This window comes from Segatella intestinalis (assembly GCF_029348455.1).
GTDB lineage: Bacteria > Bacteroidota > Bacteroidia > Bacteroidales > Bacteroidaceae > Prevotella.
Map to the genome: position 1 here is coordinate 267,717 of NZ_JARJVV010000002.1, position 15,628 is coordinate 283,344.

Genomic DNA, 15,628 nt, shown 5'->3' on the forward strand with positions numbered 1-15,628 from the left:
CAAAAATAAAATAATGTAACTAACAAAAGAACAAGTTATGAACCTAAAAATCCGTACATTCTCCATGGCTTTGGCTGCAATGTCAGCGACAAGCTACATGTATGCACTTCCTTCTAACAATATTGAAGAGAAGTCAAGTACAAAAGAAAAGAAGTCTCTCAATCTCGAAGAGGAATCCGTAGAGAAGAACAAGAAGGAAGAGCGTAACGTGATGCTTAACGCTGCCGACGCCAACAAGCCTCGTGAAATCCAAATTGGATTGCCAAGCGAAGACGTAACCGTATATGAGAACGGTCTTCCTGCCGTCTATTCATCCTCAGTTCACAAGCTCTCAGCCCACTGGCGCGGCGATGCCTCTCTGAAGGGTACCGACCTGATGACGCCTTCCGAGTCGGCTATTGCCACTGGTAACATTGCTTATGCTGTATCTTCTTTCAGCGAATTAGGTCAGAAAGAGTTCAAGGGCAAACTCAATTACAAGGCGAACCACTTCGGTATGCAGAACTTTGATCTCAACCTCTCTGGTGGCATCGGTACCAACTGGCTCTATACCGCCAGCATGTATCAGAACTTCGACCCGGGAAGTTTCAAGCTCCGCTTTACCGATTATGCAGACCGCACCCAGATTTATCATTTCGGTCTGACCCGAATCCTGAACGAAGGCAAGGGACGCATCTCCTTATTATATAAGTACTCAAACAGCAAGAACCCAGGCAACTTTGCCAATGCGGCACCTTTCATCTACGCAGGTGACGGCAGCATCAAGAAAATCGCTGGCTTCGACCCTGGCATGAACTCCTATGTTCAGCGACAAGGTTCTTTCCAATACTTGAACACCAAGACTGGCAAGATGGAGACCTGGAACATGACCGACGGAAGTGAGAATCACGCCAACGAGATTGCTCTCATCAGCCAGTACCAATTTGACAACGGATGGTTGTGGAAATTTAACGCTAAATACATGAATGCTCCTCGCGCCAACTACGTGGATTACGGTGGCAGCTCTATCTCGGAGGTGAGCGAGGCTGATGGCTATCAACTCTCAGATGGATCAGCTTATAGCGGACTCATCGAGGGACGACGCACTTGGTTGCACATAGGAAAGGTGAGCAATGCTCTCATGACGACAGAAATCAGCAAGCAGCTGAACAACCACAAGTTGATGATAGGTCTGAACGAGTGGTATTATCATCTCGACTACTATTCATCATCTTTCCAGTGGGCTGGTACCGTGGAGCCTTATCCTCGCACATTGAGCCAAATGTATGTAAACCCTCTTGACCCGACACAGACCGCACGTCGCTCCGAAACCTTCGGATATAACGAGCTGAGTCCAGAATACACCAAGGGCTCAGAGAACAAGTTGGCTGTTTATTTTACCGACGAATGGAAGGTAACCCCTAAGTTCAAAATCTTCTATGGCGGACGTCTGGAGTACTATCGCATGTCGGCAGACCAGATTTCAGCCTCACGCTTCAAAGGATTCCATATCGGCAATTTCAACACCTATTCTACAGCGGAGGATGGTTCTATCGTAACCACAGCGCATTGCATCGAACCAGCCAAGGTGACCAAGAATAAGTTGAACTATGCGGCTACCCTGCAGTTGACATACAACCTCACCAACCAGTTTGGTCTGACAGCCGACGCAACCATCGCCACCCGCTTCCCACGCATCAGCGAGTATGCAGGAACAGGTCCTACCGAGGAACAGTATAAGCGAGTTACAATCCCTTTGATCCGTGGTGGAATCTTCTACAAGAACGATTGGATAGACCTGTCTTCCATGATTACTTACATCTCGAAGTCGAACAATATTGACCAGCAGAACCTCACCAAGCCTGGCACATCAGAAGGCAAGACCGTGTTGCTCATCTACAACATCCAGACCTTGGGCTGGACCACCTCTGCCGAGATCAATCCATTCAAGAACTTCCACATGCATGCCCTCTTCACCTATCAGAAGCCAGTGTATAAGAACTACAACGCAAGCGTAACGTTCAACGACGGTCAGACTATGGGTGTAAATGCGAACAACATGATCGTGAAGGAGATTCCACAGGTACTCATTGAGCTGGACCCTAAGTATGACATCACCAAGAACTTGAATGCTTGGTTGAGCTTCCGTTACTTCGGCAAGACCTACGCCAACCTCCAGGAGGCACTCTATTTCAATGGTCACTGGGAGACTTTCGGTGGTATCAACTGGAACGTGAATAAGAAACTGAGCCTCGGTGTGAGTGTCATCAACATCCTCAACGAGAAGGGCGCAAAAGGTACCATCAACGGTTCGGAGTTGATTACCAAGGAAGAAGCCGGCAAATATGCAGGCAAGTATATGAGCGGCAGCTATCTTCGCCCATTCACCATCGAATTCTCAGCAGGAATCAAGTTCTAAGCTTTCATAATATACGATGAAAATTGCAAAAAAGAAAGACTGCAAGACGTTATCATGACAGCAAAAATAACAACAATCAAATAAAAACCAAAGAACAATGAAAAAGGCATTTATGCTTATCGCAGCGATGTGCATGACTTCAGTGATGGCATTCGCTCAAAAGACCATCAGAGTATCGACCGACAAGACCGATCTCGTGATGCAAGTTTCTCCTAAGGGTCGTCTCTACCAAGTGTATTTAGGCGACAAGTTGAAGAATCCCGCAGACTATCAGAACCTGAAATGGGACGTATATGCAGCCTCTGATGGTGCCGTCTGTCAACGAGGTCATGAGGTTTATGCAACTTCTGGTGCTGAAGATTTCTTCGAGCCGGCAGTGGCTGTAACTCATGCCGATGGAAACATGACCACCTATTTATATTATAAGTCATCCGAGGAGAAAGCTATCAATGGGGGTACAGAAACCATCATCACCCTTCAAGACAAAGTATATCCGCTGACCGTGAAGCTCCACTACGCAGCTTATCCTAAGGAGAACGTCATCAAGGCTTGGAGCGAAATCTCTCACAAAGAGAAAGCCCCTATCACCCTCTGGAGATACAGCTCTACCATGCTCTACTTCAAGGCAAACAAATACTTCGTCACCAACTATCACAGCGACTGGGCTAAGGAAGGACAGCCTGAGACTTGCCAGTTGACTGCTGGAAAAAAGATAGTTGATACCAAGTTGGGTACCCGTGCAGCCATGCAGGAGGAGCCATTCTTTGAACTGGGATTTGATGAGCCTGCCAAAGAAAACGAAGGCAAGGTGATGCTTGGTACCATCGGATGGCCTGGCAACTTCCGCTTTACCTTCGAGGTGGACAACGTGGGCGCACTCCGTGTCATCCCAGCCATCAACCCATATGCTTCCGACTATAAGTTGAAGGCTGGAGAGACATTTACTACCCCTGAGTTCATCTTTGCCATGAGCGACAATGGTATGGGCGAGGCTTCACGAAATCTGCACAACTGGGCTCGCCAGTATCAGGTGAACATGGGTATGGAAGACCGCCTTACCCTTCTGAACAACTGGGAGAACACTGGCTTCGACTTCAACCAGCAGAGTCTTGCTGAGTTGATGAAGGATGCCAAGGACCTGGGCGTAGATATGTTCTTGCTCGACGACGGTTGGTTTGCCAACAAGTATCCTCGCAAGGACGACCATGCAGGCCTCGGCGACTGGGAGGCTACCAAGAGCAAACTGCCAGAGGGAATACCTGGATTGGTAAGAGACGCCAAGAAGGCTGGTGTGAAATTCGGAATTTGGATTGAGCCTGAGATGGTGAACCCAAAGAGCGAACTTTTCGAGAAGCATCCAGACTGGGTTATCATGCAGCCTAAGCGTGACACTTATTACTATCGCAACCAGTTGGTGCTTGACATCAGCAACCCTAAGGTACAGGATTATGTGTTCGGCATCGTGGATCGCATCATGACAGAGAACCCAGACGTGGCATACTTCAAGTGGGATTGCAACAGTGTGATTACCAACATCTACTCTCCATATCACAAGGAGAACCAGGGCAATTTCTACATCGACCATATCCGTGGCATCTTCAAGGTACTCACTCGCATCCACAACAAGTATCCTAAGTTGCCTATGATGCTCTGCTCTGGCGGTGGCGGCAGAATGGACTACGAGATGTTGAAATACTTCACCGAGTTCTGGTGCTCGGACGATACAGACCCATACGAGCGCATCTACATCCAGTGGAGCTTGTCTAAGTTCTTCCCAGCCAAGACCATGGGCTCTCATGTAACCAACTGGAACAAGAACACCAGTGTGAAGTTCCGCACCGATGTTTGCAGCTCTTGCAAGTTGGGCTTCGACATCGACCTCAAGTCACTCTCAAAGGATGACTATAAGTTCGTTCAGAACGCCGTCAAGAACTATGACAGCATGAAACCGATGATTCTCGAAGGCGACCAGTACCGTCTGGTATCTCCATACGAGGGCAACCACTGTGCCATCAACTATGTAAGCAAGGACAAACAGCGTGCCGTCCTCTTCGCCTACGACTTGCATCCACGCTACAAGGAGCCTGTGATGAACGTGAAGATGCAGGGCTTGGATGCTGATAAAGTATATACTGTCAAGGAGACCAACCTGATGCCTGGCAAGGATTCAGATTTGGAGTGCAATAGCAAACAGTACAGTGGTGACTATCTGATGAAAGTCGGCTTGAATGTATTCAGCCAGACAGATGGAACGAGCCACGTATTGGTATTGGAATAACGTATCAACTATTCATAATTAAACAAAAATTGTGATACCGGCAGAAATGCCTACTTGTGACACTATTGTGCCCAGCAAAGGGCACAATAGTGCAATTATACAGAAAGGGAAGTAAGATTCTCAGATGCAAAAGAGGGTGTGTCATAAATACATGGCACACCCTCTTTATAGGTATAGAGTTTGTTATTCTACGTTGAAAGAGTAGATGTCATCGAATTGCTTGTTGGTTCCGATGGCGCCAGATACTGATTTAACGACGACTCCATTGATGATCACACGGCAGTTGTATTCATGCAAGATGGTATTTTGCCTGGTAGGTGACAAAGTGCCTTGTAAGGATAGTAAATGGTCGAAAATAGTGCCTATATGGTCGAAAAAAATCTAAAGAGGTCTTTATGTTATTATTTTCTTGTTTATATTCTCTTTAACCACAGATCCATGAATCTGTCGTAGATGAGGTAGCCGTCATTGGTTCTATATACCAATTCCTTGTCTTCTAAAATCTTAAGAGCAGCCTTTACGCTGCTGGCTCCGCTCAATTTATGTCCTTTGATGAACTTGCCTGCTGTCGGTTGTGCAACGATGCCGTCCTTGGCAATGGCTTTGAGAAGAGCAAACTGATTTTCTGTAAAGAACTGCGTCATGCTCTCAAACTGCGGTTCTCTTCCCTCAAGGATGGAAAGGAGAGCGGCATTGACTTGCGACATGTTTTCGACTTGGCTTTCTGATTCGTAAAGGCGGTTCATAATGCATTGGATATACCAAGTATGTCCATCGAACTGCTGATAGATATGCTCGAAAATCTCTTTTGATAAGTCACCACCTTTCTGCTTAAAGAAGCTTTGGCAGAAGTTACAGTAAATGTCGCATTTCAGTGGCTTTAAGCCCATCATCTCTGTGCTTTGGTAGAATGGATGTTTTGGCGAGCCGAATATTTCTGCCATCAAATGTTGTTTGCTGCCAGAAAAGATAAAGTGGACATGTTGGGCGAACTGAATGTAGGAGCGAAGCAAAGCCTCCGTTCCCTTCTCTGGATATTCAGCTATCTGCTGAAATTCATCGATGGCGATATATACCTCTTTGCCACTCTCGTTGAGATAATTGAAGATGCTACGAATAGTAATATCTTCTTGTGTTGGTTCCACCGTGATGGAGACATTCGGTTCGCCTGTCAATGGATCCATGCTAAGCACTGGGCGTAAGGCACTGAAGAAAGCAATGGTCTTCTCGAAGAATGAGGCGTTCTTGCGCACAATGTCGTTGATGACCATAACGCCAAGTTGCTCTACAAAATCATTCAAGTTCTTGGTGGCGAAAATGTCAAGGTATAGGCATATGGCATCATTCTCTTCTTCCTTGAGATGGTAGAAGGTGTTCTTAATAAGTCCTGTCTTGCCAATCCTTCGAGGAGAGATGAGGGTAATATTTCTTCCGTTCTTCAAGTGGGAAAGTAAAGTCTTTGTTTCTACCTCTCTATCGCAAAAATACTCAGGGCTTTCATAACCTTGATAGACGAAAGGATTCGCTAATTTCTTGTTACTTAGTATCATACGCCATTACATGTTTTATGTTACAACTTTTTTGTAATGACAAAGGTACGACTATTTCTTGAATATTAAAAAGAAAAAGGGCAGAAAGTTGAAAGATGTACTCTATTTTCTGCCCTTTGCCATGTAATTATAGAAAATCTATAATGGAATTTCTATAATTATTGATTATTAATTCTCCTTTGGTCTTGCCACAAACTCGGTATGAAGGGTCTCCATCGGATGCTCCTTCAGGTTGATGAGGATGTTTGGCGTATTGCCATTGGCGACGATGACCTTGATGCCGGCATTGGCAACTTCCTGGGCGGTCTTTGCCTTAGATGCCATACCGCCACGGCCATGACTGCTCTTGCTGGGCTGTATGTATTCGCTGATGTCGCGATCATAATATACCGATGGGATGATGCGTGTATGAGGCTCGCAGGGATCGCCGTTGTAGATTCCGTCCACGTTGGTAAGGAGGATGAGCGTGTCCGCTTTCATCATTTGGGCAATCAGTCCCGACAATTCATCATTATCAGTAAACATCAGCTCGGTGATACATACCGTATCGTTTTCGTTCACGATGGGGAGAACACCGTTCTCCAGCATGACTTCCATACAGGCTTCCTGATTCTTGTACTGTTCCTCGGCACCGAAGTTCTCCTTCATGGTAAGCACCTGACCAATCTTGATCTTGTATTCACGAAAGAGGTCGTAGTATAAGCCGATAAGCTTTACCTGACCGATGGCTGAGAACAACTGGCGTTGCTCTACGCTGTCAAGATGGTGCTCTACGTGATGTTCGGCTCTTCCTGCAGCCACAGCTCCTGATGAAACCAGGATGACCTCATAGCCCTGTTGCTTGAGCCATACGATTTGGTCGACAATAGCCGACATTCTTGTTACGTCGAGTTTGCCATCTTCACGGGTCAGCACGTTGCTGCCCACTTTTACTACAATTCTTTTATCCATTTTGTATTGATATGATTGGGAGGAGAATTTGTGACCTTCAATTCTAAACCCCTCGGATAGATATTGTTTTTTATTGTCCTTCTCTCTTATTTCGACTCTTCGAATCTTGCCAGAGATGGTCTTTGGCAATTCATCTACGAACTCGATGATGCGAGGATACTTATAAGGGGCAGTCTCGTGCTTTACGTGATCCTGCAACTTCTTTATCAGGTCGGGACCAGCCAAACTCTTGTACTCATCTTTGAGCACAACAGTAGCCTTTACCACCATACCTCTTATAGGGTCTGGTACACCGGTAATGGCACACTCTACTACGGCAGGATGAGTCATCAGGGCATTCTCTACCTCGAAGGGACCAATGCGATAGCCTGAGCTCTTGATTACATCGTCAATTCTTCCCTCAAACCAGAAGTAGCCTTCCTCGTCGCGCCAAGCCATGTCGCCTGTATGATAGTAGCCGTCATGCCATACAGATTTTGTCTGTTTCTCGTCACGGTAATAGTATTTGAAAAGGCCGATAGGTTTTTGGTCACCTATGCGGATGCAAATTTCGCCTTTTTCGCCATCCTCGCATTCGCTCATGTCTGGGCGAAGGATGTGAACCTCGTATTGTGGGTTAGGCTTACCCATGCTTCCTGGCTTTGGCTTGATCCAGGGGAAGGTGCCAAGAGTCATGGTGGTCTCTGTCTGTCCGAAGCCCTCATAAATCTGAACGCCTGTCAGTTTCTGGAAGGTTTCTGCCACAGATGGGTTCATAGCCTCTCCCGCAGTGGTGCAGTATTCAAGACTGCTGAGGTCATACTTAGAGAAATCCTCCTGAATCATGAAGCGATAGATGGTGGGAGGTGCACAGAAGGAGGTGATGTGATATTTCTCTATCTGGCGCATAATCTTGTCGGCGGTAAACTTCTCATGGTCGAAGACGAAGACCGTGGCTCCGGCAAACCATTGTCCGTAGAGCTTGCCCCAAACTGCCTTGCCCCAACCGGTATCGGCTACGGTAAGATGGATGGAATTTTCGTGCAGGTTGTGCCAATATACACCCGTGGTCAAATGGCCGAGTGCATAGAGGTGATCGTGTGCCACCATCTTTGGCTCGCCTGTGGTGCCCGATGTGAAGTACATCAAGAGAGTGTCCTCGTTGGAATTTACATGCTCAGGACGAACGAAAGGAGCACATTCGTTCCATTCCTTCATCCAGTCGTGGAAGCCCTCAGGAATTTCCGGACCGATGCTGATCAATGTCTTGACAGTAGGACTCTCTGGCATGGCCTCGCTGATTTGTTCTACCACATAGTCGTCTCCACAGCAGATGATGGCTTTCACGCTTGCTGCATTGTTACGGTAGATGATGTCGTGCTTGGTAAGCATATGTGTGGCAGGGATGGCTACGGCGCCCAACTTGTGGAGACCGAGCATGGCAAGCCACCACTGGTAATGGCGCTTCAGTATGAGCATTACTTTGTCGTCGTGGCCTATGCCGAGACTCTGGAAGTATGCTGCAGCTTTGTCGCTCTGCTCCTTCAGGTCTTGATAGGTAAAACGTATCTCCTCACCGCGTTCGCTTGTCCAAAGCAGTGCAACATGGTCGGGTTTTATCTTTGCCCACTCGTCCATTACGTCGTAGGCAAAGTTGAAGTCTTCGGGGATGATAAACTCCAGATGCTCCTTGAAGTCTTGTTCTGAAGTAAAATGAGTTTGTTTTAGAAATCTCTCTATCATGTTGTGTGTGATTTGAGAGGGGTTAAGAGGCTAAGTGTGTGAAAAGTTAAGGCTTCACCTTATTATTATAGATGGTTTATTGCTCTTGTGAGGTGATTATATCATTTGTCTTAACTTTTTCAATTCCTTAACACCTTTAACTCCTATATGATTATACAAAGAAACTTGGCTGGTTTTCCGTTCAGCGAGCGGAAGCAGTGTTGTTTCTTACTGTCGAAATAAATACTGTCGCCAGGATTAAGTACCATCACTTTATCCTCTATCGTTACTTCGAGCTGGCCTTCCATGACGTAGTCGTATTCCTGACCGTCGTGTCCGTTCTTGTGAGGCTTGTCATCTCCTGGCAGAGGGTCAACCTGTACCATGAAGGGATTCACCCTTCTGTCTTTGAAACCTACAGCGAGGCTTTCGTATTTATACTGGTTGTTGCGTTCTATTTCCGGACCTTGCCCCTTGCGTGTGACGTAGTAGCCCTTCATGCGAGGCTCCTCGCCAAAGAGCAGTACATCGAGGTCAATGCCATAGCGTTTTGAGATCTTGGAGAGGCGATATACAGATGGGTCGGCCTCTCCCGATTCGATCTTCAGATAATGTTCAAGACTGATTTCGCAAAGCTCTGCCACTTCCTCTGCAGGGATGTTGAGAACTTCGCGCAGACCTTTCAGTCTTTCTCCTATTTGCTTAATTGCTTCGTCCATAGTTCTATATCTTTTTAGTTGTTGTTGGCAAACGTTGTTGCTTGCCTTCGCTTTTTGTGACAAAGATTGTGCAAAACAAGCTCGCTTGATTTTGCCGAGTGTAGCCAATTTTCGCTTTTTGTGGCAAAAGTACGATTTTTAAGTGATTTGAGCAAACAAAGAGGTGATAAAATGAATAATTACAAGCTGTTTTGATGGTAAACTGTTGTAACTATGCAGAAAAAAACTAAGTATTTGTTGTTTTGTGATTGTAGAAGCTTGCCTTTGTGGTTCTAAAGTATCTTATTTTTCTTCTGGTTATATAACTTGGCTCTCCTTAATGTATAACCTCTAATGCTATAGATCGAAACCTGTAAAAGCCTACTGCATACTGCTTCGCCTAACCCATATTTAGTTATATGCAGACTATATTTAACCACACCTAAGCTATATTTAGTAGAACATAAGTTAAGATATATAAAAAGAAGTGGGTTTCTTGAGGTTTTGTAGTAGGAAAGTTGTAACTTTACAGGCATATTACAAACCTTTTAAAGTGATAGATTATGGCAAGATACATCAAGCAAGAGATGCCCGACCTCAATGGTACTGGCGAAACCAAGTGTTATTATCGTTTAGAGAAGCGAAGAAATCTCTCCACCAAAGAGTTCTTGAAGAAGGCCGGCGCTCATGGCATCCTCGACGACGGCATCTTGAAGCATGCGCTCAGCAAGATAGCCGAACAACTGGTGGAGGAACTGGCGGATGGTAATACGGTTACGCTCGAAGGCATCGGTACCTTCCAGGCAACGCTTGGCGTGAAGAAAGACAAGGAGATGGATACTATCGACGGCGATGAGACCAAACGCAATGCTAAGAGCATCGAGGTGAAAAATGTGCGCTATGTGTCGGACAAGGACTTGGTGAATGACGTCAATCTTCATTGTAAGCTTACTCGTGCCGGTGTATCCAGGGTGAATCGTTCTCCTTATACCAAGGAAGAACGCCTGAAGATGTTGCAAGATTACTTGGCTGATGCCACTCATCCCTTTATTCGTGTGGCAGATTATGCCGAGCTAACTTCCCTTCCTCGTTCCACAGCTACGAAGGAGCTTCGAACCTTCTCCGAAAACCCTGCTAATGGTATCACAACAAGTGGCAGGAGAACGGCGATAGTGTATGTTAAAAGGGTGGAAATATAAAATTGTTATTAGAAATATGAATAAAATGATAAAAGCAATTATGGAAGACTTTACTGCTAATTTTGCACCTCTTTCCAATCAATGAGTCCTTTGCCCATGTCATCTAATTCTACTGCTAATCCTATAACCTTTCTGTCATCTGCCAAGAATGGTTTGAGATAGCCATTGTCAATGATTTGTTTTTCGGCAGCATTTATCCCTCCATTGTTGCTTAACTTCAGTTCCACTACATAGATGAAGCGGGAGGTGGAGGCTACGATGTCTATTCTACCTGTTGATAACATGTATTCTACTTCTACTTGGCATCCTATGGCATTCAGTATGGTGCTGATGATAAGGCGATAACGCTCCTCCATGTCCATACTTGCCAATTTCTTATTGCTGTATGGGACATTTGAGATGAGAGATTTCATACACAGCTTGGCTTCTTCCAAATTGCCATTGTTCATGCTGTGCATTAACCTGCTTTGTATGGAGACAATATCCGTGATGTCCTTCTGGGTCAGTGTAGGCAGTACGGCTTTGTAGAGAGCCTTTCTTACTTCCTCATTCGGAAAGCCTAAAGAATATCCATCTTCATCAAAACCCTTGATAGTGAGATAACCTGTCTGATAGAGGAATAGTTCGGCACCGCCTTCTATGACATCTGATGTCTCCAGTGTGTCTTTGTCGATGTAGCAATCTTCGAAGTCATGAAGGCGTAACTCCATGTTGTTTACGAATTTATTCAGCATGGAAGTGGCGCCGGATGAAATCCAATAGTTGCGCAGACGCAATTGGGAGAGGGCGTTGAGCAAGCTGAACGGATTGTAGATGTCGGTCATGTTCTCATCGCTGAAATGATAACCGTCATAATAGGTCTTCAACTTGTCGTGTGCTTCTTCAATGCTGCATTCCATCTTATCTGCCAAGGCCTCCAACTCTGGGGCGAAGTTAACTGTCATCTCTTCCTCGGTGATGCCACAAAGAGGGGCAAATTGTGGGAGAAAACTGATGTTTGTCAGATGGTTAAGTACTGAGAACAGGGATATCTGGGTAAACTTCGTGATGCCTGTGATGAAGACAAAGCGAAGTACATTTCTTTTGAGTTTGAGCACGGAGAATACAGAACGATAAACTTCAGTGCAACCTTCATGCTCTGGTGTCTTCCATGAATGCTGCAATGGGGAATCGTATTCGTCAATCAAGACAACTACTTGCTTACCTGTCTTTTGATGGGCAGTGTCAAGGATAACTTGGAGACGTACGGATTCGCGAGAAGTTTCTTTAGGCTTGATGCCGTATAATGCTTCGTATTTCGAAAACTCAAGATTGAGATAGTCTTTGATTTCGGCAGCAGTGGCACCTGCACCGCTCATGTCAAGTCTGATGACGGGATACTCAGTCCATTCTTCTTCCAGTTCCATAATCTTCAGCCCCTCAAAGAGTTCTTTCTTGCCTTCGAAGTAGCATTGCAAGGTATCTATAAGCAGAGACTTACCGAAACGACGAGGACGGCTCAGATAATTGTATAAATCACCTGAGTGAGTAAGTTGCCATACCAAGTCGGTCTTGTCAACATATAAGTAGCCTTCCTTGCGGATAATGCTAAAGAATTGTATGCCTGCTGGCAATTTCCTTGTAATCATCTCTGCCATAGTCTTTCTGTTCTTTTATTCTTTTTGCAAAGATACATTTATTTTTCCATTTATTCAAGAATAATGAATGATAAATGCACGGTTTCGTTCTATAAAACAGAAAAATGCTGCAAGAACCGAGGCTCTTGCAGCATTTCTATAATGGGTTGTTTGCTATATGTCATTTATCCATAGGATAGAGATTTTACTTTTTTCCTGCTATTAAACCCTTGATGACCGCGTTGGTAAATCCATTCTGTTCCATGGTGTTGAGGCCCTTGATGGTGCAACCGCCAGGAGTGGTAACCTTGTCGATGGCAGCCTCGGGGTGCTCGCCTGTTGCCTGCAGCAACTCCACGGCTCCTTTTACGGTTTGGAGTACAATCTTTTGGGCATCCTTAGCCTTGAATCCCATCTCTACGCCGCCTTCCACATTGGCTCTTACATAACGCATGGCGTAGGCGATGGCACACGACATAGCTGTGGCGGCAGGGAAGAGGCGCTCTTCCATGATGAGGCTTTCACCCAATTCATCGAATATATCTGTAATCTGCTGGATTTCTGTGGCAGATGCATCTATAGGAGTGATGAAGGTCATCGACTGCTTGTAGGCGATGGCGATGTTTGGCATCACGAGGAAGAAGGTTGGAGTGATACCATCTTTGTCTAACCACTCCTTGATGTTGGCTGATGGCACACCAGCAGCAACTACTACGAGTTTCTGACTCTTGTAGTCGAGAACTTCCTTGATGCCCTTCAATGTCTTCTCTACACACCATGGTTTAACTACCACGCATACGATGTCTGCGCCGTGGCAAGCCAACTGGTTGTCGAGTGTAACGCTGGCACCCTTGCTTGCAAAATGGTCCAATACGGGTTGGTTATGGTCAGATACTGTAATATCTGATGGAATGAACTTCTCGCTTTGCAAGAGTCCTTCTGCCATGGCACCACCCATGGCTCCTGCTCCGATAATTGTTATTTTCATTGTCTTCTTATAGTTAAAATGCAATTATAGTGCAAAGATACTATTTTTATCAGAAAAAGAGCCGTTTATTGGCGATTTTTTAAGAAAGTACGGTTGTTTACTTACGATATTTTAAGAAATTCGTTAGTTTGCTCCCATTCTGGAAGTCTCATCTTCACCTTATAAAACCTGGAAATCCCCAACTATTTCAGTAACTTTTCCCCGAAATCTCTTGCTGATATGAAAATTAAACCGTAATTTTGCGGAAAAGTTCATATAACGATAGATATGGTAGAGACAAACGATAGACGATTACCAGCAGGTATCCAGTCTTTCGAGAAAATCAGAAAGGATGGATACCTTTATGTTGACAAGACAGATATCATCTGGCAACTTGCCAACAGAAATAAAACGTATAATTACCTGAGCCGCCCACGCCGCTTTGGTAAATCAGTGCTGGTCGATACGCTCGAAGCCTACTTCATGGGAAAGAAGGGACTCTTCGAGGGTCTGAAGATTATGCAGATGGAGACAGAATGGGTGAAGCGACCTGTCATCAGATTCGATATGAGTTGTGCGGGTGCAGAACCAGAAACTCTGCGCTCTTATCTCGACATAACTTTCGACAGATTAGAGGATGAATACGGCATTACTCCTAAACCTACAGCTCAGCTTGCCGACCGCTTTGACACTATCATCCAAACCGCCTACAAACAAACTGGACAACAAGTTGCCATCCTCATCGATGAATACGATTCTCCATTGCAGCATTCCTGGAAGACTCCGCAGCATGAAGCATGCACCTCAATCTATAGGGAAGTTTTTGCCATTCTCAAGGCAGATGACAAATACGAGAAGTTTGTCTTCATCACCGGCATCACCAAGTTTACGCAAATCTCTCTCTTCTCTGTACTCAACAATCTGAGCAACATCAGCTTTGAGCCGGAATATGCAGCCATCTGTGGTATTACGAAAGAAGAGGTGCTGCGCGATTTTAAGCCGGAAATCAACAAATTGGCAGAATACGAAGACTGGACATTCGATGAAGCTGTAGCACAACTGACGGCATATTATGACGGCTATCATTTCAGTCGCCGCAATATGGTAGATGTATTCAATCCGTTCAGTCTCATCAATGCCTTGGCTGATTCTGATCTGAAGAACTACTGGGCTTCGTCGGGCGCAAACTCGTTGCTTCCTAAGTTCGTTAACGACATGGAGATAAAAATGAAGAATTTTGAAAATTGCCCAATAGACAGCGATACTTTGGAAACTTCGGATGTGACAGGAGGCGGTGCTGAACTATTCCTCTACCAATCGGGATATCTTACAATAAAAAGTTATACAGAAGGCATCTATATGCTTGGCATTCCAAACTATGAAGTTCGCAAGGCTCTATACAGGATTGTATTGCCCGCCTTGACGATGCAATCGAATGCACAAGTAATAACCACCCAAAATATGTTGTTGTATTCCCTGAAGCTTGGCAATCTTCCTGAAGCTATGAAATGCCTGAAGGCGCTCATTGCGGATGTGCCCTACAGCAACAAGAAGCTTGCCAGCATGAATATGGAGGAGCGCTACCGCCTGATTCTGAGCACCATCTTTAATGCCATCGGCTGCCGTGTGGAAGTAGAAAAGATGATTGCTACGGGCAGAATTGATATGGTGGTAGAAACCACCAACTTCATCTATGTGCTGGAGCTGAAACTGAGCAACAACGGTGGCGTGGATGCTGCCACGGAGCAGGTGAAAGCCAAGCAGTATGCCGAACCTTTCAAGGCTGATAAGCGCAAAGTGATTGCTCTTGCCATAGAACTGGATGATATGGGAAAGGGACTGGTTGATTGGAAGGAAGTATAATATGAAAGAGGTATTGAAAATAATTGCCTGCGCATAAATGTTTTTTGCGGGAAAAAGTATCATAGTATCATTATTTAGTACGATATCCTTATAAACATCTGATATACTGCACAATACAAGAATGATACTTTTTCGTTTATTTTACAAGAAGTATCATAGAAGTATCATAAATCACAAGAAACATCATTAAATTCGGCTTTGAGTCGATTTAAAAGACTGAAGTTTCGCATGTGGTTCAAGTACGGGCTGAAGGCCCAAAAGCTCATAGCCCAGGGCAATGGACACAAGCAGCACGCCCTGTTTTACTCTAATTGAGCAAGCTTTGAGCGCATTTTTAACGTTAATTATGTTTAACGAGCCTTGGATCTTGCCTGATGTAGTTTACGTCATAGACTTCACCTTTTTCC

9 protein-coding genes and 1 pseudogene are annotated in these 15,628 nt (G+C 45.1%); 4 read left to right on the forward strand and 6 right to left on the reverse strand.

Features of this window, described 5'->3' with window-relative positions:
* Nucleotides 1-37: 37 nt before the first annotated feature.
* Nucleotides 38-2,398 carry a TonB-dependent receptor gene (locus tag P3T48_RS02135; RefSeq protein ID WP_443217154.1) on the forward strand — a complete coding sequence of 787 codons (2,361 nt, stop codon included), beginning with the start codon at nt 38-40 and terminating at the stop codon, nt 2,396-2,398.
* 97 nt (nt 2,399-2,495) lie between these two features.
* Nucleotides 2,496-4,676 carry an alpha-galactosidase gene (locus tag P3T48_RS02140; protein WP_276505448.1) on the forward strand — a complete coding sequence of 727 codons (2,181 nt, stop codon included), beginning with the start codon at nt 2,496-2,498 and terminating at the stop codon, nt 4,674-4,676.
* Nucleotides 4,677-5,089: 413 nt separating this feature from the next.
* Here P3T48_RS02140 and P3T48_RS02145 read toward each other — a convergent pair whose 3' ends face one another.
* The 4 genes and pseudogenes from P3T48_RS02145 to P3T48_RS02160 form a co-directional block, all read right to left on the reverse strand.
* A complete protein-coding gene (locus tag P3T48_RS02145) occupies nt 5,090-6,226 on the reverse strand; it encodes an AAA family ATPase (protein ID WP_276505449.1) in 1,137 nt (378 codons plus the stop codon).
* Between the two features lie 168 nt (nt 6,227-6,394).
* On the reverse strand, nt 6,395-7,177 hold the full coding sequence (proB, locus tag P3T48_RS02150) for a glutamate 5-kinase (RefSeq protein WP_158462350.1): 783 nt from the start codon (nt 7,175-7,177) through the stop codon (nt 6,395-6,397).
* 66 nt (nt 7,178-7,243) lie between these two features.
* Nucleotides 7,244-8,899: pseudogene (locus P3T48_RS02155) on the reverse strand (AMP-binding protein); the annotation flags it as partial.
* Nucleotides 8,900-9,042: 143 nt separating this feature from the next.
* Nucleotides 9,043-9,597 (reverse strand): helix-turn-helix domain-containing protein, encoded by a 555-nt coding sequence (locus P3T48_RS02160; protein ID WP_158462348.1) that lies wholly within the window; start codon nt 9,595-9,597, stop codon nt 9,043-9,045.
* 542 nt (nt 9,598-10,139) lie between these two features.
* Here P3T48_RS02160 and P3T48_RS02165 point away from each other — a divergent pair.
* A complete protein-coding gene (locus P3T48_RS02165; protein ID WP_276505451.1) occupies nt 10,140-10,775 on the forward strand; it encodes an HU family DNA-binding protein in 636 nt (211 codons plus the stop codon).
* A 56-nt stretch (nt 10,776-10,831) separates the two neighbouring features.
* Here P3T48_RS02165 and P3T48_RS02170 read toward each other — a convergent pair whose 3' ends face one another.
* Together P3T48_RS02170 and P3T48_RS02175 are read right to left on the reverse strand one after the other, a co-directional pair.
* Nucleotides 10,832-12,412 (reverse strand): PD-(D/E)XK nuclease domain-containing ATP-binding protein, encoded by a 1,581-nt coding sequence (locus P3T48_RS02170; protein WP_276505452.1) that lies wholly within the window; start codon nt 12,410-12,412, stop codon nt 10,832-10,834.
* A gap of 184 nt (nt 12,413-12,596) precedes the next feature.
* On the reverse strand, nt 12,597-13,379 hold the full coding sequence (locus P3T48_RS02175) for a pyrroline-5-carboxylate reductase family protein (RefSeq protein ID WP_276505453.1): 783 nt from the start codon (nt 13,377-13,379) through the stop codon (nt 12,597-12,599).
* Between the two features lie 267 nt (nt 13,380-13,646).
* Between P3T48_RS02175 and P3T48_RS02180 the strand changes: the two genes are divergently transcribed.
* Nucleotides 13,647-15,221: a PD-(D/E)XK nuclease domain-containing ATP-binding protein gene (locus P3T48_RS02180; protein ID WP_276505454.1), complete on the forward strand. Its 1,575-nt coding sequence runs from the start codon at nt 13,647-13,649 to the stop codon at nt 15,219-15,221.
* Nucleotides 15,222-15,628 lie beyond the last annotated feature (407 nt).

Bases quoted from the DNA above. Each gene is read 5' to 3' on its own strand.
- P3T48_RS02180 (WP_276505454.1), top strand. From the start codon at position 13,647: ATGGTAGAGACAAACGATAGACGATTACCAGCAGGTATCCAGTCTTTC.
- P3T48_RS02175 (WP_276505453.1), bottom strand. From the start codon at position 13,379: ATGAAAATAACAATTATCGGAGCAGGAGCCATGGGTGGTGCCATGGCA.
- P3T48_RS02170 (WP_276505452.1), bottom strand. From the start codon at position 12,412: ATGGCAGAGATGATTACAAGGAAATTGCCAGCAGGCATACAATTCTTT.
- proB (WP_158462350.1), bottom strand. From the start codon at position 7,177: ATGGATAAAAGAATTGTAGTAAAAGTGGGCAGCAACGTGCTGACCCGT.
- P3T48_RS02135 (WP_443217154.1), top strand. From the start codon at position 38: ATGAACCTAAAAATCCGTACATTCTCCATGGCTTTGGCTGCAATGTCA.
- P3T48_RS02165 (WP_276505451.1), top strand. From the start codon at position 10,140: ATGGCAAGATACATCAAGCAAGAGATGCCCGACCTCAATGGTACTGGC.
- P3T48_RS02145 (WP_276505449.1), bottom strand. From the start codon at position 6,226: ATGATACTAAGTAACAAGAAATTAGCGAATCCTTTCGTCTATCAAGGT.
- P3T48_RS02160 (WP_158462348.1), bottom strand. From the start codon at position 9,597: ATGGACGAAGCAATTAAGCAAATAGGAGAAAGACTGAAAGGTCTGCGC.
- P3T48_RS02140 (WP_276505448.1), top strand. From the start codon at position 2,496: ATGAAAAAGGCATTTATGCTTATCGCAGCGATGTGCATGACTTCAGTG.